The 19292-nt window shown below is 60.3% G+C and carries 15 protein-coding genes; 10 read left to right on the forward strand and 5 right to left on the reverse strand.

The features are described 5' to 3' along the window. The first annotated feature begins 58 nt into the window (after nucleotides 1–58). The 4 genes from EKH79_RS09965 to grxD all read left to right on the forward strand — a co-directional run bounded on the left by EKH79_RS09965 (nucleotide 59) and on the right by grxD (nucleotide 3984). Complete coding sequence (locus EKH79_RS09965) at nucleotides 59–1306, forward strand: aminotransferase class I/II-fold pyridoxal phosphate-dependent enzyme (protein WP_126673632.1); 1248 nt, start codon at nucleotides 59–61, stop codon at nucleotides 1304–1306. A 1-nt stretch (nucleotide 1307) separates the two neighbouring features. Next, nucleotides 1308–1907, forward strand: a complete 600-nt coding sequence (locus EKH79_RS09970) for an SGNH/GDSL hydrolase family protein (RefSeq protein WP_126673633.1) — start codon at nucleotides 1308–1310, stop codon at nucleotides 1905–1907. A 108-nt stretch (nucleotides 1908–2015) separates the two neighbouring features. Further along, entirely contained in the window at nucleotides 2016–2873 is an 858-nt protein-coding gene (locus tag EKH79_RS09975; protein ID WP_126673634.1) for a UDP-2,3-diacylglucosamine diphosphatase, read from the forward strand. Nucleotides 2874–3060: 187 nt separating this feature from the next. Beyond that, nucleotides 3061–3984, forward strand: coding sequence for a Grx4 family monothiol glutaredoxin (gene grxD, locus EKH79_RS09980; RefSeq protein WP_126673635.1), 924 nt, complete (start codon nucleotides 3061–3063; stop codon nucleotides 3982–3984). A 105-nt stretch (nucleotides 3985–4089) separates the two neighbouring features. Here the strand turns inward: grxD and EKH79_RS09985 are convergent, their stop codons facing one another. Beyond that, a complete protein-coding gene (locus EKH79_RS09985; protein ID WP_126673636.1) occupies nucleotides 4090–4764 on the reverse strand; it encodes a Fe2+-dependent dioxygenase in 675 nt (224 codons plus the stop codon). A 150-nt stretch (nucleotides 4765–4914) separates the two neighbouring features. Here EKH79_RS09985 and EKH79_RS09990 point away from each other — a divergent pair, with 150 nt between their 5' ends. Then, nucleotides 4915–6477 carry a tetratricopeptide repeat-containing sulfotransferase family protein gene (locus EKH79_RS09990; protein ID WP_126673637.1) on the forward strand — a complete coding sequence of 521 codons (1563 nt, stop codon included), beginning with the start codon at nucleotides 4915–4917 and terminating at the stop codon, nucleotides 6475–6477. A gap of 89 nt (nucleotides 6478–6566) precedes the next feature. Here the strand turns inward: EKH79_RS09990 and EKH79_RS09995 are convergent, their stop codons facing one another. Both EKH79_RS09995 and EKH79_RS10000 read right to left on the reverse strand, forming a co-directional pair. Beyond that, complete coding sequence (locus EKH79_RS09995) at nucleotides 6567–9779, reverse strand: TonB-dependent receptor (RefSeq protein WP_158621225.1); 3213 nt, start codon at nucleotides 9777–9779, stop codon at nucleotides 6567–6569. 399 nt (nucleotides 9780–10178) lie between these two features. Further along, nucleotides 10179–10967 (reverse strand): AMP nucleosidase, encoded by a 789-nt coding sequence (locus EKH79_RS10000; protein WP_126673639.1) that lies wholly within the window; start codon nucleotides 10965–10967, stop codon nucleotides 10179–10181. 168 nt (nucleotides 10968–11135) lie between these two features. Here EKH79_RS10000 and EKH79_RS10005 point away from each other — a divergent pair, with 168 nt between their 5' ends. The 3 genes from EKH79_RS10005 to EKH79_RS10015 all read left to right on the forward strand — a co-directional run bounded on the left by EKH79_RS10005 (nucleotide 11136) and on the right by EKH79_RS10015 (nucleotide 15239). Beyond that, nucleotides 11136–13550, forward strand: a complete 2415-nt coding sequence (locus EKH79_RS10005; RefSeq protein ID WP_126673640.1) for an acyl-CoA dehydrogenase — start codon at nucleotides 11136–11138, stop codon at nucleotides 13548–13550. An 80-nt stretch (nucleotides 13551–13630) separates the two neighbouring features. Next, nucleotides 13631–14575 carry a DegV family protein gene (locus EKH79_RS10010; RefSeq protein ID WP_199754217.1) on the forward strand — a complete coding sequence of 315 codons (945 nt, stop codon included), beginning with the start codon at nucleotides 13631–13633 and terminating at the stop codon, nucleotides 14573–14575. A gap of 40 nt (nucleotides 14576–14615) precedes the next feature. Next, nucleotides 14616–15239, forward strand: a complete 624-nt coding sequence (locus EKH79_RS10015; protein ID WP_126673641.1) for a DUF4124 domain-containing protein — start codon at nucleotides 14616–14618, stop codon at nucleotides 15237–15239. Between the two features lie 117 nt (nucleotides 15240–15356). On the opposite strand, the gene EKH79_RS10020 is transcribed toward EKH79_RS10015, so the two are convergent. Next, complete coding sequence (locus EKH79_RS10020; RefSeq protein WP_126673642.1) at nucleotides 15357–16139, reverse strand: SDR family oxidoreductase; 783 nt, start codon at nucleotides 16137–16139, stop codon at nucleotides 15357–15359. Here EKH79_RS10020 and EKH79_RS10025 point away from each other — a divergent pair. Both EKH79_RS10025 and EKH79_RS10030 read left to right on the forward strand, forming a co-directional pair. Next, entirely contained in the window at nucleotides 16138–16449 is a 312-nt protein-coding gene (locus tag EKH79_RS10025; RefSeq protein WP_233590261.1) for a hypothetical protein, read from the forward strand. The genes EKH79_RS10020 and EKH79_RS10025 overlap by 2 nt on opposite strands. 96 nt (nucleotides 16450–16545) lie before the next feature. After that, entirely contained in the window at nucleotides 16546–17361 is an 816-nt protein-coding gene (locus tag EKH79_RS10030) for an ABC transporter ATP-binding protein (RefSeq protein ID WP_126673643.1), read from the forward strand. A 39-nt stretch (nucleotides 17362–17400) separates the two neighbouring features. Here EKH79_RS10030 and sppA read toward each other — a convergent pair whose 3' ends face one another. Then, on the reverse strand, nucleotides 17401–19281 hold the full coding sequence (gene sppA / locus EKH79_RS10035; RefSeq protein ID WP_126673644.1) for a signal peptide peptidase SppA: 1881 nt from the start codon (nucleotides 19279–19281) through the stop codon (nucleotides 17401–17403). Nucleotides 19282–19292: the final 11 nt, after the last annotated feature.

The raw sequence follows: 19292 nt of genomic DNA on the forward strand, positions 1-19292 counted from the left end.
TAGCATCCCGTTGAACCGGCGGATGCCGGGTTTTTGCGAATGAAGAAGGACGTACCCGTTGGCCCCGATCAAACCCAGTGCGCATCTGGCAGAAGTGCGCTACGAAATCCGTGGCGCGCTGACGCGCCGCGCTCGCGAGCTGGAGGCTGCCGGTCAGCCGATCATCAAGCTCAATATCGGCAACCCGGCCCGCTACGGTTTCACCGTGCCCGATCACTTGCGCGAAGCTATCGCCGCGCATCTGCATGAGAGCGAAGCGTACGGCCACGAGCAGGGTCTGGAAGAAGCGCGTGAAGCCATCGCCGCGCAACAGCGCGCGCGTGGCGCGCAACATGTGGAAGTCGAACGCATCTTTATCGGCAACGGCGTCAGCGAGCTGATCGATCTGAGCCTGCGCGCGTTGTTGCAGCAAGGCGACGAAGTGCTGCTGCCGAGCCCGGATTATCCTTTGTGGAGTGCGGCGACCATTCTCAACGGCGGCGTGCCGCGTTACTACCGCTGCCTCGCCGAACATCGTCACATGCCCGATCCGGAAGAGATCGAGGCGCTGATCACGCCACGCACGCGAGCGCTGGTGTTGATCAATCCGAACAATCCCACCGGCGCGGTGTATCCGCGTGCGTTGCTGGAACAGATTGTCGAGATTGCCGCACGGCATCGTCTGCTGTTGCTGTGCGATGAAATCTACGACGAGATTCTTTACGACAACACGCCGTTCCAGCCGCTCGCCGAGGTGGCCGGCAGCGTACCGTGCGTGAGTTTCGGCGGATTGAGCAAGGTGCATCGCGCTTGCGGTTATCGCGTGGGCTGGCTGAGCCTGTCCGGCGATCCGATGCGCACGCACGACTATCGCGATGCCCTGCAATTGCTCGCCGCGTTGCGCCTGTGCGCGAACGTCACCGCGCAATGGGCGGTGATTCCCGCCTTGAAAGATACGCCGACCATCACCGCACTCACTGCGCCGGGCGGCCGCCTGCACACCGCGCGCAAGGCGGTGGTCGAAGGCGTCGCGGCGAGTAAGTATCTCGATCTCGTCACGCCCGGCGGCGCGTTGTATGCGTTCCCGCGCATCCGCAGCGATCGCATGGCGAACTTCAACGACGATGCGTTCGCCTTGCGTTTGCTGGAAGAAGAATCCGTACTCGTCGTTCCAGGCTCGAGCTTCAACGTGCCGAACAGCCGCCACTTGCGCCTCACGCTGCTGCCGCAACCGGCGCAGCTGAGTGAAGTGTTCGTGCGCATGGAACGCGTGCTCGAGCGCATGGCCACGGAAGAAACACCACGCGCTGCTGCTGCGCTCGCCTGATATGCCCTTTCACTATCTGGCGCTCGGCGACTCCTACACCATCGGTGAAGATGTCGCCGAAAAAGCGCGCTGGCCGGTGCAGTTGGTGGAAAAGCTGCGTAGTCACGGTGTCGCGATCGACGATCCACGCATCATCGCCGTGACGGGCTGGACGACGGACGAGCTATCCGCCGCCATGGACAAAGCGCAGCTGGAGCCGGGTTACGACCTCGTCACGTTGCTGATCGGGGTCAACAACCAATATCGCGGACGTTCTGCGGGCGAATACCGCGTGCAGTTTCACGCACTGCTGATGCGTTCGATTGCGTTGGCGAACCATCACCCTGAACGGGTCATCGTGGTGTCCATTCCCGATTGGGGCGTGACGCCCTTTGGGCATGCCAGCGGCCGCGATGTGGCCAAAATCAGCCATGAACTGGATGTTTTCAATGCGATCGGCCGGGACGAAACCATCCGCGCCGGCGCTCATTTTGTGAATATCACTGGCATTTCCCGCACTCACCCCTGGTTCGTCGCCGCCGACGGCCTACACCCCTCGTCGGCTCAGTACGCCCTGTGGACGGACGCCATCGAACCAGTCGTGCGCGCCGCGCTGCACTGAAAACGGCCTTAAATCCTCGACGGCAATCATCCTGCAACCATTTCGCCATCGCACGGTGACGTTCGGGTACGAGACTGTGGTCCCGGCACATAACCGGGGAACAACGCCATGGCCATCCTTCGCTGCCGAAGCGTTTTCATATCCGACGTCCATCTGGGCACACCTGATTGCAAGGCTTCCTACCTGCTCGATTTCCTCCGAAATCTGCAGTGCGAAAAGCTATATCTGGTGGGCGACATCATCGATCTTGAATCCCTGAGCCGCCGCCGCTGGTGGCATCCGGACCACGGCACCGTGATCGCCGAAGTGCTGGATATGGCGCGTCGCGGAGTGCAGGTGACCTACATTCCGGGCAACCACGATGCGGCCCTTCGCGGCATGGTGGGACAAACCATCTGCGGCGTGCGCATCGAACTGGACGCCATCCACGAAGGCGCCGACGGACGCCGCTACCGCGTCAGCCACGGCGACGAATTCGATCCCGAGCAGATTGGCCGCAGCTGGATGCTGAACATCGGCGAGGCCATGCATCGCTTCATCTGCTGGAGCAACCGCCGCGTGAACGCGTGGCGACGCCGCATGGCGCTGCCGTATCTGCCGCTGTCGATCATCGTCAAATCGCATATTGGCCAGGCATTGGCCTATATCCGCGCCTACGAAGACCGCGTGGCCGCCGATGCGCGCGAACGCGGATTCGATGGCCACATCTGCGGCCATATTCATTACGGACAGGTCCGCACGATCGACGGCGTCGTGTATCTCAACGATGGCGACTGGGTGGAACACTGCACCGCACTGGTCGAAGACGATATGGGCTCGATGGAACTGATCCATTGGAGCGAACAGCCCACCGCGCTGGGACGCGCCAGCCGCGAGCTGGTGATGCCCTCGCCCACCGCCGCCCTGGCGCTAGCGCCACTGGCCCGCTACAAGCGCGACGACGAAGACTTGCGCCCGGCAGCCTAAGAGCACCTGCTCCCTCCCTTACGCGCAGGGGAGGGTTGGGGAGGGGCCAATCAACCTGGCGAAGAGCTACCCCCTCCCAACCTCCCCCTGCCTTGCAGGGGGAGGAGCCAGAAACAAAACCTTGAACCCGCCTCCGCCGCCTGCATATCGACGGGATACAATGTCCGTCTTCCCCGGAGCCCTTTGCATGTCCCTCGACACCCCCACCCGCGAACGAATCGAAACCCTGCTCAAAGACCACCGCGTGGTGTTGTTTATGAAGGGCACCCGTCATCAGCCGATGTGCGGTTTTTCCGCCGCAGCCACCAACACGCTCAACGAACTGCTGCCCGACTACCACACGGTCAACGTGCTGGAAGATCCGGAAATCCGCGAAGGCATCAAGCAGTTCGGCAATTGGCCGACCATCCCGCAGTTGTATGTCGACGGCGAACTGGTCGGCGGCGCCGACATCATTCACCAGATGTATGGCAGCGGCGAACTGCATCAGCTGTTCGGTGCCGCAGCGCCGGATCGCACACCGCCGGAAATCACGATTACCGATAAGGCTGCCGAAGCGATCCGTCAGGGCACGGCCAATGCACAGGGTCTGGCACTGCATCTGGAAATCGGCCCGGACCACAGCGCCGGCTTCCAGCTTGCACCGGGTCACGATCACGATATCGTCGTCAACGCCAACGGCATCGAAGTGCATTTCGATCCGGCCAGTGCGCAGCGCGCGAAAGGCATCGTGATCGATTGGGTTTCCACGATGCAGGGCGAAGGCCTGAGCCTGAAGTTTCCCAATGCCAACGAAATCCGTTCGATGAGCGTGCAGGAACTGCAGCAACGCCTCGCTGCGAAGAACATCACGTTGATCGATACACGTCCGGCACAAGGCCGCCAGATCGCCGCCCCGCTCGCGCAGGCACGCGTTCTCGAAGAAGAAGGCTACGACGCACTCGCCGCGCTGCCGAAAGACACGCCGATTGCCTTCATGTGCCATCACGGCATTTCCAGCCGCGGCGTGGCGGAGCGCTTCGCTGCACATGGTTTTACGCAGGTGTATAGCGTCGACGGTGGCATCGATGCTTGGGCTGCGGAAATCGACTCGAGCATTCCGCGCTACTGAAAACGCGCTGCTTTGAAAAAGACCCCGCATGGGGTCTTTTTTTTACGTGTCATCAATGCATGCAACGGCCGCAGCAAAAGCCACGCGCTTATCGCGCAGCCTACGTCAGGTGTCCGCCCACATGCGAACCAGGTTCGCTCGCGACTTGCTGATCAGGTCGAACGCCGGGCTCTTGCCTTCGCGACTGAAAGTCAAACGCTTGGCGTTTTCCATATCCCACAATATTTCCCGCTGCGCAGGATCACGAATCTGGCTTTGCACCCAGATGATCGCCGCATCGCGCACACCGCGGGTAACCGGTGTGACGTGGTGCAACGTGTTGGCGGGATAGGCAATGGCGGAACCCGCCTCAAGCTTGAACTGACTGCTGATGCCGTTCATGAGTACGGTCAACTCACCGCCATCGTAACTTTGCGGGTCGGAGAGAAAAATGGTGATGGCAATGTCGCTACGTATCGCATTGCTCATAATCCCCATGATCGGCGAATCGACATGAGGGCCGTATTCCATGCCCTGTTGATAGCGATTGAACAATACCGACGTCGCCGCCGCCGGCAGCAGTGCCGTCTGCAATTCACCGCTGCGCATAAAGGCTTCGCGCACGGTGCGTGCAATCTGCTCGTATTCGGGTGTACCCGACGTCACTTGCAGATTCCGCTTCACCTCACGCGCAGACCAACCCGCCGTGTCGGCTCCATCGATAAAAGACGCACCCTGCAGTCTGGGCCGGATGGCAGCCAGCTCACCGGAGTTGAGAATAGCGGGGAAGCAGTAAATCAAGGCCGTAACCCTTTATGAGGTCGCATGACGTCTTCCATGGTAATCGCACACCCCATCAAGCGGAACGTCTGCCGTCATGCGGCCACTCTTTATCGTGAAGAACATGCAAGACTTGGCATCGATTCTGAAACCATCCGCATCAGGTAACCCATGCCGCCCACCTCCCTCTCCCCCGCAGCGCGCCAGTGGCTGAGCGAAGCCGGCAGAGCGTTATCCGAAGGGCGCGCTGATTTGGCCGAACAACCGCTGAGACGCGTGCTGGCCGAGGCGCCCGGCTTTGCCAACGCGCTGTTCCTGTATGGCATAGCTTGTCAGATGCGTGGCGACAGCATCACCGCCGCCGAGTACTTGCGCAAAGCCGCAAAGCAACGCCCGGATGACCCGAGCACCCTCACGACTCTGGGGGGTGCCCTTTACGACTCTGGCGCAACCGATGAAGCATTTGTCTACCTGCGCCGAGCCACAGAACTGGCCCCCAAGCAGGCCTCAACTTGGTACAACCTCGGTAAAGCGCTGAAATTGCACTGGCAACTGGACGAGGCCGCAGATGCTTTGCAACGCGCCCTCAATCTGGACGAACGGCATATCGCTGCGCGCAACACGCTCGCAGACATTTTCACGATACGCGGCAACATCCCCGACGCGGTTGCCCAATACCGCAAATCGCTGGCCTTGCAACCCGATCAAGCGCAGGCCTGGCAGGGATTGGCCAATCTGAAAACCGAGCCACTAACGCTGGCGGATGCAGGACAGATCCACCACATCCTGCAAAACCAGCAGCTTTCAAACGACGATCGCATATCGCTGGGTTTTAGTTTGTACAAAGCCCTCGAAGATCAGCGTGACTACGCCGGCGCCTTTCAGGCACTGCTAGAAGCCAATGCACTCAAACGCCAGCTGGTCCAATGGGATGCGGTGGCCGGGCATGGCCATGTCGATGCGATTGCTAACGTCTTTCGTGATCCGTCGCCAGTTCCGCTCGATCCGGTCCTGGGACATGAAGTGATTTTCATCGCCAGTCTTCCGCGTTCCGGATCGACACTGGTTGAACACATTCTTGCTTCGCACCCGCTAGTGGAAGGTGCAAACGAGATCAGCGACCTCTCGCAGGTTCTCGATGAAGAATCGAAACGACGCGGCAAAGAGTTTCCCCATTGGGTGCCCGACGCCTCGGCGGAAGATTGGGCGCGACTGGGCAAAGACTATCTTGCCCGCACTGCCCGCTGGCGCACCAAGCGCCCTTATTTCACCGACAAGGGATTGCTGAACTGGCAGTGGGTCGGCGCGATTCGTGCGATGTTGCCGGGCGCCAAAATCATCAACTGTCATCGCGATCCGGTCGAAACCTGTTTTGCCTGCTACCGCCAGTTATTCAGCGAAGGCATCCACTTCAGCTACGACCTGGAGGACCTGGCCAGCTATTACAACGACTACCAATGCCTCAGCGACTACTGGCAGGAACGTTACCCGGATCAAATGCTCGATCTTGCCTACGAGACCCTGGTGCAAGAACCCGAAGCGCAGATTCGCCGCTTGCTTGCCTTCTGCCAACTGCCTTTTGATGTCGCGTGCCTCTCTCCGCATCAGACGCAGCGCGAGGTGCATAGCACAGCCAGTGCGGCGCAAGTGCGCCAGCCGATACGAGGCGATACGGCGCGCAGTCCGCGATATCAGGATTTTCTGAAGCCGCTCATTCAACGCCTCAATCGCTGAAATGAAGAAGGCCGCCAGATAACCGGCGGCCTTCTTTGTTGCTCCCGTTACCGGCGCCCTTTCGGGCACCGGTGAATGACGATCGGGAATTACCAGTCGAACTTCACGCTGAAGTCCACGTAGCGCGGAGCTTCCAGCGAGAGCGGGGTCTTGTAGACCGGGTTGTAAGCGCCCTGGCCATTGGTGACGGTCTGCATATAGCCCGAGACATACAGCAGGGCATTCTGCTCGTTGAGCAGGTTATGAACCATCGCCTGGAACGTAAGGTGCTTGTTGCCCCATACCGGTATGTACGTCAGCGCCAGGTTGATCTGATGGATCCACGGCGTGTGACCACTCGCTCCCGGAGGCGATGGCAAGCCACCATAACCGACGCCGGTTGTCGAATTGCCCGCGGGTACGCCACCACAGAAGTGCTGGTAAGAACCACCATATTCATCCGGATCAATGATATCGCCGTAACCGCTCAAGCATTCGTTCGGCGCGCCAGACTGGATGATATAGGTGCCGCTTACGAGCCACTCGGGCGTGATGGAATACGCACCGAAGGCCTTCAGCGTGTGACGACGGCTGTTTGGCAGCTCGCCGTTGCTGTACTGCATCAGGTCGGGGAAGTCCCACTGCGCCGTGGTTGAACCGGAAAGACCACCCTGCTGTTTTGCAATCTGCGTCTGGTTCGAGATCTGGCCGATCGCGGTGTCGGTCGGGCCCTCAGTCGTACCCCACGACTTCGAGAACAGGTAGTCGACCTTGCCGTACCACTTGCCGTCCCAGGTGTGTTCCAGATACGTCTCCAGACCGTAGTACTTACGCTCTGGCGTCGGGAATGTGCAGATATGATTGCAGAGAACGCCCTGCCCGGTGTTCGGATTCCACTCGACCAGCTGGTTGCCTTGCGGGATGTAGTTGGCCTTGCCTGGATTGACCAGGGCTCCAACGACAGCGTCCGGCAGTACGAGGTCGGTGTCATCGACGAAGTTGCTCACCTTTTGATAGGTGGCCGTCGTGCCGAACACCAGACCGGTATCGCCGAGGGTCTTCTGGAAACCAAGAACGAATTCATCCTGGTATTCGGCTTTCAGGTTGTTCGACGCGTAATCCTTGCCGTTGCCGATCACGCCATTCTCGCCATCCGGCGAGTAGAAACCTGGGTTGGTCACACCCGGGGCCAGAACCACCGGCACCGGGGTCAGGCCTTGCGGAACACCGTTTGCACCGATGGACGTGTAGGTATAGGTCACTTCGCCATTCACGGTGCCAAAGGTCGAGTTGCGTGCAGCCAGACCCGTCGGCAACGCCAGATAGTAGCGACCCGCATTACCGAACAGCTTCGCCGTGCTGTCGCCGAAGATATCCCAGCTGAAGCCCAGACGCGGCGCCCACTGCGGCTTGGTCTCGCGCACGTATTCCACGCCACCTGGCGCGCTATTGATGAACGAGTCGTTGCGTATGCCAAGGTCAAGCAGCAGGTTCGGCATGACCTGCCAACGATCTTCGATGTACTGCGCTTTTTGACGGACTGCCAGGTTGATATCCGAGCTATCGAGATTCTCCTGCACATACCGTCCGGCGACGGGCGTCGTGACGTAGGGCGCAGTGGTCGCGTAAATCGGAAGCGAGTTGCCGTCGTTGTAGACCCAGGCACCGCCACCGAGGGTGGTGAACCCGTCGTGATCGTCGTGGGTCTGCATGTTGTCGATACCGAACTTCAACTCGTGCGTATCCGTGATTTTCCAATCAAGGTCGATGCGCAGATTGTTGACCTTCGAGGTGTGATCCGGATTGCCCTGCTGCGTCGGATACAAATTCGGGATCGAAGCCAGATTGGAGTAGCCCGGCGTGCTAGACGACAAACCCGGCGCATAAATCACCGGCTGAACATTTCCGCCGGGTATCGTCACGTAATACTTGCCCTGCATCTGCCCGGCAAGAACTTCGAGTGTGAGGTCGTCGGTGATGTAGGACGTGTACTTGAGGACGCCGAGATTGAAATCGTTCTTGGTCAACAAGCCCGGGCCGTAGTAATTGGCGACGCTCTGGTTCGAGTAGTTGTAGTTGTAGTAGTTGTTGCTGTTGAGGTTGGAGTCGCTCTTGACACCCGTCAACTCAAGAATGTTGCTGTCGTTGATGTTCCAGTCCAGCTTGCCGTAAAGCTTGGGAGAGGACGTGGAGGTCGATTCCCAACCCGTCGGCGTCGTCAGACCGTTCTGCGCCACGCCGGCCTGATTGCTGTCGTGCTGCCATTCGGCGGTCAGGAAGAAAAACAGCTTGTCCTTGATCAGCGGGCCGCTGAGATAGGCGTCGTACACCGTTTCCCAGTCACTGTTCTGCCGCTGACCGTTTTCGATTTGGCCGTATCCGGCCGGGTAATTGGTCGTGCCCTGATGGCCGTTGAGGTAAGCGGTACCGGGTACTCCGCCGATTGTCGGCGTGGTGATACCCACTGGCGTGTTCGGATTCGAGTACGTGATGTTGTCGTAGCTGCTTTCCGCCCAGCTCGGACGGTAGTCGACGTACACACCCGCATGCCATTGGTTGCTACCGCGCTGACCAACCTGGCTGATCACGCCACCGGTCGAACGGCCGTACTCGGGGCCATAACCGGAGGTAATGGTCTGCTGCTCGGCAATCGCGAAATACGGCAGCGTGATGCCACCCGCGCCGCCGATCGGATCGGTGGTGTTGAAGCCGTTGAGGTAATAGGCATTTTCGACGACGGCGTTGCCGCCGATCGAGACCAGCGGCGCACCGTTCGGTCCCGTACCAAGGCTGGAACCACCGAAGGTCACGCCCGGCGCCAGAATGGCGATGGATTCCGCATTGTGCGCAATCGGCAGATCTTTCAACTGCTGCGAGGTCATCACCGCGCTTTGGCGCGTCGAGGTCACATCGATCTGCGGCACCGAATCGGCGGTCACCGTCACGGTGCCCAGATTCTTGGTTTCCTTGGACGAGGCAAACGGCACGGTAACGGCGCCGGCCACGGTCACATGGACGTTTTCCTGCGAGGCGACCACCTGGCCATTGCTGACCAGCGACACCGTGTAGGTACCCGTCGGCAAACTGGCGGCGTAGTAACGGCCACTGGAATCTACCGGCACATCGCGCGAAAGGCCCGTTCCAACGTTTTGCAACCGGACGACTTCGCCTGCCTCGACTGGCGCGCTACCGGTGATCGAGCCTGTGGTGGCCTGCGCGTGTGCGTGTCCCGCGTAGCCGAAGCCCAGCGCAATCGCTAGGGCCAATGCGGTATGGCGCGTCTGCGTCGCCTTGGATGCAGGCACGTGTTTTTTAACATTCATGAATTGTGAGCCCCCAGCAGAAATAAGTTTTAGTCGGGGCAGAACTAGGCACGCAGATCCCATCTCGGCTGGGAAATCCCCGCACCGAGTCTGCGTATCGCCTTATCTCCCCGTCCCTTCCCCAACAGGTTGCCAATAGTCTTTCCCAGAATTTAGCGACTACCTAACAACCTGTAGGTCGACGTTACGGGGCTTCGTAACAAAAAGTCAATGGCTGACAGCCAAGCGACAGGTAGGTGTACGATGGGCGGCCGCCCTTAAATTAAGGCGTGGCCACGGTATTCGTTGTTATATCGGCAGGCCGAGGTGCGGTCTTTGTGGGCACGGCGCCCCGGCATTGAAACGCACCGCAACCGTTCCAGTCCCGCGTGCCATGCCGGACATTCAAGGCACGCTTTTCTATTCGTTGGGCTCGTCTTCGAAACGCAGATGCTTCACGCTGCGGCCATTGCGGCGCACCAGCTTCAACGCTTCGATACCGATGCGGATATGTGCATCCACATATTGCGAGGTGACAGACCGATCACTCAGTTCGGTCTTCACTCCTTCCGGAATCATCGGCTGATCGGACACCAACAGCAGCGCACCGCAGGGAATTCGATTGGCAAAACCGGCGGCGAAAATTGTTGCGGTTTCCATATCGACGGCCATGCATCGCGTACGGCGCAGGTATTCCTTGAACGTTTCGTCGTGTTCCCACACGCGACGATTGGTCGTGTAGACCGTGCCGGTCCAATAGTCGCGACCCATGTCGCGAATCATGGTGGAGATACCGCGTTGCAATTGGAAAGCCGGCAGCGCAGGAACTTCCGGTGGCAGGTAGTCGTTGCTTGTGCCTTCGCCACGGATAGCGGCAATCGGCAGGATCAGGTCGCCAAGCTGATTCTTCTTTTTTACGCCACCGCATTTGCCGAGGAACAACGCCGCACTCGGTTCGATCGCGCTAAGCAAATCCATCACCGTCGCCGCATTGGGACTGCCCATACCGAAGTTGATCAGTGTGATGCCGTCGGCAGTAGCACTGGGCATCGGGCGATCGCGGCCCTGCACTTCCACCCCGTGCCATTCGGCAAACAGATCCACGTAGTGGCCGAAGTTGGTAAGCAGGATGTGTGGACCGAAGTGGTCGAGCGACACACCGGTATAACGCGGCAGCCAGTTGGTGACGATCTCGTGTTTGGTCTTCATGCCATCTCTTTCGTCAGGCACAGCGCAGTCTTCGCTGTGCGAAGCCGGCGACGCCACGCCGGCAAGATGCCAAATCGCATAGTCCTATATTAGAGCCTAGTGCCGCCATATTCGCATTCCCTTGAAGTGGCACACTTCACCATCGGCACCCCGATGAAGGAGAGTGGCATGCTTGCCTGCGGCTGGATCGTTGCACTGATCGTGCTGTTCGGTTTTGCCTATATCGGCCGCGGCTGGCTGGCATGGGTTGGCGCACTCGCCGTGCTGTTCCTGACCTGGTACTTGTGCGGCATCGATACGCCGATGCTGTTCACGCCGCTTTTGCTGGCATCGATACTGCTGGCCGTGGTGACCGGTTTTGCGCCATTGCGCCGCACGTTATTTGCGCGTGCGCTGCTTCCCGCGCTGAGCCGCGTGATGCCCAAACTCGGCGCCACCGAGCGCATCGCCCTGGAAGCAGGCACCGTTTGGTGGGACGCGCAAATTTTCACGGGTGCACCCGACTGGAAATATCTCGCCGATTTCCAATGCAAGCCGCTGAGCGACAAAGAGCAGGCTTTTATGGACGGCCCGGTGCATCAGCTATGCGCGATGCTCGATGACTGGCAGGTCCAGCAAGATCGCGATCTCTCGCCGGAAGTGTGGGATTTCCTCAAGCGCGAACGCTTCTTCGGCATGGTGATTCCGGAAGAGTTCGGCGGACTTGGTTTTTCCGAGATCGGCCATTCGCGTGTGGTGACGCGCATCGCGAGCCGCTCCATTGCAGCAGCAGTCACGGTAATGGTGCCCAACTCGCTGGGTCCGGGTGAACTGCTCGTGCATTACGGCACGGACGAACAGAAAAAACGTTATCTCGAACGCCTCGCTACCGGCCAGGAAATTCCGTGCTTCGCCCTGACCGGCCCCGAAGCCGGTTCCGACGCAGCGGCCACGCAATCGGAAGGCATTGTCGAACGTGGCACATGGAACGGCGAGCAAGTGCTCGGACTGCGGCTCAACTGGAACAAGCGTTACATCACCCTGGCGCCGGTCGCGACGCTGATCGGTTTGGCCTTCCAGTTGAAAGACCCCAATCATTTGCTCGGCGAGACGGTTGATCGCGGCATTACATGCGCGCTGATTCCGCATGATTTGCCTGGTATCGACATTGGCCGCCATCACGATCCGATGGGTGTGCCGTTCAACAATGGCCCCATCGTCGGCAAGGATGTCTTTGTGCCGCTCGACGCGATCATCGGCGGCACCGATCAAATCGGAAACGGCTGGCGCATGCTGATGGAATCGTTGGCGGCAGGCCGCTCGATTTCGCTACCCGCTCTCGCAGTAGGTGCTGCGCAAATGTCCACGCGTATTTGCGGCGCCTATGCGACCGTGCGCGAACAGTTCGACACACCGATTGGCCGTTTCGAAGGCATCGAAGAGCCGCTCGCGCGCATCGCCGGTCTTACGTATTTGATGACGGCGACGCGCACGCTCACCTGCGGGGCATTGGATGCGGGCGAGAAACCCGCAGTGATTGGCTCCGTCGCCAAGGCCTATCTCACCGACGCGATGCGCGAGGTCGTGAGCGACGCCATGGATATCCGTGCCGGCGCGGCCATACAACGCGGTCCGCGCAATGCGTTGTCGCGCATGTGGATGTCGGTGCCGATCGGCATTACGGTCGAAGGTGCAAATATCCTGACGCGCTCGATGATCATTTACGGCCAGGGCGCGATACGTTGTCATCCGTGGGTGCCCAAACTCATCGATGCGATTGCCGACAAGAACCTGGTCAAGTTCGACGTCGCAACCTTCGGCTACATCAATTTCGTTTTCACGCGCGGCGTGCGTGCGCTGCTGCTTGCGCTTACAGGAAGCCGCCTTGCACGCGTTCCCATCGATACGGAATTGAAGCGCTACTATCAGCACCTCACGCGCTATGCGTCCGCTTTCGCTTTCGTCTCCGACATGTGCATGGCCACACTCGGCGGTTCGCTGAAGCGGCGCGAAAAGATTTCCGGCCGCCTGGCCGATGCACTGGCGTGGCAATACCTCGCGGCCGCCGCGCTCAAGCGCTATCACGACGAAACCAAGTTCGCCTCCAACTACGACCTGGCGCGCTGGAGCGTGACGACAGCCCTCTTTCGTACACAGGAAGCGTTGCGCGGGGTGCTGGACAATCTCCCCGGTCCGCTGGCAATCCTCGCCCGATGCCTCGTATTCCCGCTAGGTGCGCACCGCCGTCCGCCGTCGGACCTGCTGGGTCAACGTGCGGCGCGCGCGATCCTCGAGGACCGCGAAGCCCGCATCAATCTGACGCCGGACATCTACGTCCCCGGCCCGGACGAACCTGGCCTGGGCCAGCTGGAAGCCGCACTGGAAAAAGCCGTGCGCGCCATTCCCGTCGAAACCAAATTACGTGACGCCGTACGCGAAGGCCGGCTGGAACGGGCGCATAAGGACCAGCTCGACGAACTTGGCCTCGCTGCGGGTGTCATCACTAGGGAAGAGTACGAGGCCCTGGCCGAGGCGCAGGCAGCGCGTGATGAAGTAGTGCAGGTCGATGCGTTCGACACGAACACATACCGCACGCTGCGCTGAACGTTGGCGCAGTGCCGCAATCACATGTCGTAGACGCATGCTATGTTGGCCGCGCGAACGAAAGTGGAAGGATTAGCTACATGCGAATGGGTCTGGCCATCGATGCCTCCTGCGACCTCCCGCAGGACTTTCTGCTCGAACACGACATCTCCGTCATGCCCATCGCGGTGCGGGTGAACGACTCCGTCTTCAAGGACGATCGCAATCCCGCCGAAATCGACCGCTTCCTCCGGCTCAAACTGGGCAGCCGCAGCCACTCTGCCGAGACCGAGCCATGCTCGGTGGAAGACGTACAGAAGCTGTTCCTGGAAAAGCTGGTGCTGGAAAAGGACTGCGTGTTCTGCCTGACCATCACCGCCACGCGCAGCCCGATCTACGATCATGTCGTGAAAGCCAGCTTCGGCGTGTTGAAAAACTATCGGCAGGTGCGCGAGCGCGCCGGCCTGACCGGTCCCTTTCTGATGCGCGTGATGGATACGCGCAGCCTGTTCGCCGGCACGGCGCCCTGCGTGGTCGAGGCGGCGCGGTTGATGAAGGCGAACGAGACGCCTGCCGCCATCCGCGAACGCCTGGCCTACATCGCGGAAAATTCCTACGGCTACATGCTCCCGCGCGACCTTTATTACTTGCGCGCGCGCGCCAAGAAAAAAGGCGATCGCAGCGTGGGCCTGTTCAGTGCGGTGCTGGGCTCCACGCTCGACATCAAACCCTTGCTGCGCGGCTACCGTGGCGAAACCAGCCCGGTCGGCAAAGTGCGTGGCTGGGAACACGGTTGCGAAACACTGTTTAGCTATGCCGCCGATCGCGTACGCGCCGGCTTGCTGGTACCTGTCATGTGCGCGGCCTACGGCGGCGATCTGGCCGAGTTACCCAAATTGCCCGGTTACGACAAGCTGCAACAGGCCTGCCAGGAACATAACGTCACGCTGATGCAAGCACCCATGAGCATCACCGGCATGGTCAACGTCGGCGAAGGCGCGGTTTGCATCGGCTTTGCCGCCGAGGAACACGACGTCGAGTTCTGATCGACCGGCGTGGGTCACGTTTCACCACTAGAATCGATGCATGAACCGTTTTGGCGTCGGCATGCTGTTTCTCTGTGGGCTGCTTCTGGGCAGCCTGACGATGCTCGCGCATGCACAGGACAACACCGTCACCGCCTACAAATGCATCTCGGCGCAGGGACAGGTGACGTATCAGGGCGCGCCGTGCAAGCACGACCAGAAACAACAGACCCTGCAGCTCGACGACAACGAGCCCGGAACCCCACCCGCTCAAGCGGATGAAAACGACACACAGCAGACCGCCGCAACACCCGCGCCACGGCCGCCTGTGCCAACTACGCCGCCGTCGTTGATGTATCGCTGCACGCGCGCCACCGATGGCAAGACGTACCTGAGCAACAACGGCAATCCGGCGCCGTATTACGCACCACTGGCGATGACTGGCATCATCCCGACGCCGCTCGGTCAGACATCACCCCGCGTCACGGCGAACGCCGCCATGGTCGCCAGCCACTACACGCAGGTGCAGGACCAGTGTCAGCCGATGTCGCCGCAGGACACGTGCTCCGAACTGCGTAGTCAATACGACGACACCGAAAAGAAGTTGTCGCGCGCCTTCAAGAGCGATCAACTGGCGTTGCAACAACGCGAGAGCGAACTGCTCGCCGAACTCAGCCACTGCTGAGTAAATTCTGCGCAATCTCATGCAAGCCGTTGTTACATGGGCGCCGCACGAAGTTGTCCACAGGTTTGCTACCAACCTTTCCCCAAAAGCTGTGGAAAAGTATTCGCGTGGCGCGAATTAGAATCCGTAATGGAGAAAGCCGCCATCGACGGCCAACACGTGGCCTGTGATGTAACTCGCGGCAGGCAAGCAGAGAAACGCAATCGCTGCGGCCACTTCTTCCGGCTCGCCAATGCGGCGTAGCGGCGTGTGGTCGAGCACTTCGTCCAGATAATCGGCATCCGCCAGTGCAGGCTCGGAGCGTTGCGTGCGGATGTACCAGGGCGCCACCGCGTTGACGCGAATGCCGTCGATCGCCCATTCCGCCGCCAGATTGCGCGTGAGCTGGTGCAGCGCTGCCTTGGTCATGCCGTACGGCGAGCCGGTGCGCACATGCGTGATGCCGGACACCGATCCCACGTTGACGATGGCCGCATTGGCATGTTCGGTCAGATGCGGATGGGCAAGACGGCACATTTCAAATGCCGAAAACAGGTTCTGCTCGAAGATGAGGCGGTATTCGTCCTCTTCATAATCAAGCGTTGCCTTGGGCAGGTTGCCGCCCGCGTTGTTGATCAGGAGCGACACCGGCGCGTCCATGTCCGCGATCCAGTCGAACACCGCCAGACGATCCTCGGCTTCGCTGACGTCGGCAGCAAAAGCCAGTACGTCGATCTCGGGAAAATCGTCCGTCAGTTCGATACGAACCTGCTCGAGATAATCGTCGTCGCGCGCCACCAGCAGCAGGCTGGCCCCCATGCCGGCCAGCTCGCGCGCGACCGCATAACCGATGCCCTTGCTGGCACCGGTGATCAAAGCGGTGTGGCCCTGCAACTGCCAGGCGTCGATGCGGCTGTTCATGCGCAAAGCTTACACGATCGACTTGTCCTGGGCGCCACGGCGCGGGACACTCTATCTCTCGCCGATCGAGGCCGATGCCATGAAGATGACGATTGCTCCCGCACTGCTGTGCGCCCTGACCCTCGCCGCATGCAGCGACAAACCGCCGCCGGCGCAATCGACTCCGGCCCCGGCCGCCACGAGCGCACAGACCAGCAATGCGCCGTGGAGCGCCATAAAGCAGGACGAGCAGCGCGCCAAAGATGTCGCGAAGCAGGCGAATCAGGCACAAGACAACGAACAGCAGCAAATTCAGCAACAAACACAATAAGCGTTCGACTTACAAAAGTCGTTTGGACGTCTGTACGTCCATCGCTTGTAAGCATGGGCATTTGCAGGCATCGTTCATGGCATGAATTCCGATAGCATGCCGCACCTCTCCGACGACGCCACCCCGTTGCTCGATATCACCGAAGCAAGCGTGATGCGCGGCGAGCAACTGATTCTGGACCGGCTGAGCCTGCACCTCGCCATGGGGCAGCACACCGCAATACTGGGACCCAATGGCTCCGGCAAATCGACGTTGATACGACTCATCGCGCGCCAGATCTATCCGCTGGCGCGCCGCGACGGCACGCCGGTCATCCGCATTTTCGGCCGTGATCGCTGGAACGTGAGCGAACTGCGCAGCCTGATCGGCATTGTCTCGCCGGCCGTTCAACTGGATTACACCAGCGACACCCCGCTTGAAGTGTTCGATGCCGTGGTCTCCGGCTTTTTCTCCGCGCGCGGGCTGTGGGTCGATCATCAGGTCACCGCTTCGATGCGTGAACGTGCACACGATGCGCTGGCGCAGATGGACGCCTCACATCTGGTTGGCCGCGAGATGGCAAGCCTTTCCACCGGTGAAGCGCGTCGCGTACTTATTGCACGCGCGCTAGTGCATCGTCCGCGCGCACTTCTGCTGGATGAACCCTGCGCCGGACTGGACCCTGCCAGCCGCCGGCGCTTTCTCGAAAGCCTGCGCCATCTCGCCCAGCACGGCACAACGCTGGTGCTGGTGACGCATCACGTCGAAGAGATCTTGCCGGAGATCCAGCACGTCGTGCTGTTGCGCGAAGGCCGCGTGTTGCACGAAGGCAGCAAGATGGATGTCTTGACCGATGCGGCGCTCACCGCAGCATTCGGCATGCCCATTCGCACAACGCAACACGGCGGCTATTACAACGCCGCCGTGGATTAATCTTTTGCGGCACGCGGCGCCAACCGCCGCGCCACATCGTCAATGCGCCGAGCAGAAGCAGTACGAATACACGTTCGGCTGACCCACGTGTGCCGTGCTCAACATCTGCAATTCCGGCGCCATCGCCGGCAGCTGCGCCACCCAACTGGGTAACCGCAGGCCGTACGACTGCAGACCATCCACCATCGCATTCTGGCTGAAGCTTACGAAGAAGCGCTCCAGCGTGCCGGTCGGCGGCTCCTGGTAGCGCACGGAGTAATCCTTGCCGAGCTTGGCCAGACCCGCTGCCTCGTTAACCGCTGCATCCAAGCCACCGAGCTGATCGACCAGGCCACGCTGTACCGCCTGATCGCCGGTCCACACGCGGCCCTGGGCGATGGTATCGATCGCGTCGTAATTCTTGCCGCGCGCCTGCGCGACGCCACCGACGAAATCGCGATAACCCTTGTTGATGATCGACTGCATGACCTGCTGGATCTTCGGGTCGAGCGGACGGCTGATATCGAACGCACCCGCCAACGGTCCGGTGCCGACACCATCGCTGGTGATACCGATTTTGCTCAGTGTGTTGGGGATGGTGTAGTACATGCCGAAGATGCCGATCGAACCGGTGATCGTATCCGGCTCGGCATAAATCTTATCGGCATTCATTGAAATCCAGTAACCGCCGCTGGCCGCCACGTCGCCCATCGATACGACGACAGGGATGCCTGCCTTGCGCGTCTGTTCCACTTCGCGGCGAATCTCTTCGGCTGCATAAACTTCGCCACCCGGCGAGTTCACACGCAACACGAGCGCCTTGGTGCGATCGTCTTCGCGTGCAGCGCGGATCAGCGCCGCGGTGGATTCACCACCAATCGAACCGGCCGGTTGATCGCCCGACGTGATTTCGCCTTCCGCGACAACGACGGTGACACCCGAGCCCAGCAGATTGTTGCGGTTCGACATGCTCGCCGTATAACGATCCATGCTGACCTGACGGAAACTGTGACCGTCCTTGCCTGCCGGCACACCCTGCGAACGCAGCATGCTGATCAGCTCTTCGCGCGTGGCGAGTCCATCGACCAGATGTTCATCGACGGCAAGTTTGGCCAGATTGCCCTGCGCCGTCATGATGCGATTGGGAAGATCGTCGATATCCGCGCGCACCACGGCTGGATCGAGCTTGCGCAGTTTCGCAACCTGATTGATGTAGCCATCCCACAAACCGCCCATCCAGTAGCTATCCGCTTCCTTGGATTCGGGCGATGCGTGATCGAGGATGAAAGGCTCCGCAGCGCTCTTGTACTGACCAACGCGGAACAGATAGACATTCACGCCGAGCTTGTCGAGCAAGTCCTTGTAGAACAGTCGATAGTTCGACAGGCCTGTAATCATCAAACCGCCCTGCGGATCGAGCAGGATGCGGTCCGCATGCGCCGCGAGGAAATACTGGTACTGATCGAGCTCCGCGCCCCACACCAGCACCGGCTTGCCGGCGGCGCGGAAGCGATCGAGCGCTGCGCCCACTTCACTGAGCGCAGCGAAACCGCCACTCTGCAACTCATCGGGAATAAGCACGATGCGCGTAATGCGCGGATCCTTCGCGGCCGCATCGATGGCGCTGGTCAAGTCGCGCAGTTGCACTTCGGTCGGCTGATTTCTGGAAAGTTTGGACAGCGCGCGTTGCAACGGATTAACGCTGAACTGTTCCACCAGTCTGCCCTGCGGCCGCAGCACCAGCACACTGTCTTCGCGGATTTCATTGACGTGGCTGCCCGCGCTGATACCCACGCAGAGCAGCAGCAGGAGAAAAAGGAATCCGAAAAATATCAGATTGATGATCACCAGCCGCACCACATTCAGGCCGCGCCCGAACACACGCAGGAAAGCCCAGAATCCATTGGACGGGTGTTGGTGCAAGGGCGGGGGTGTGCTCATAAATCGAAGAG

The organism is Dyella dinghuensis (assembly GCF_003977615.1).
GTDB classification, from domain to species: Bacteria; Pseudomonadota; Gammaproteobacteria; order Xanthomonadales; family Rhodanobacteraceae; genus Dyella_B; species Dyella_B dinghuensis.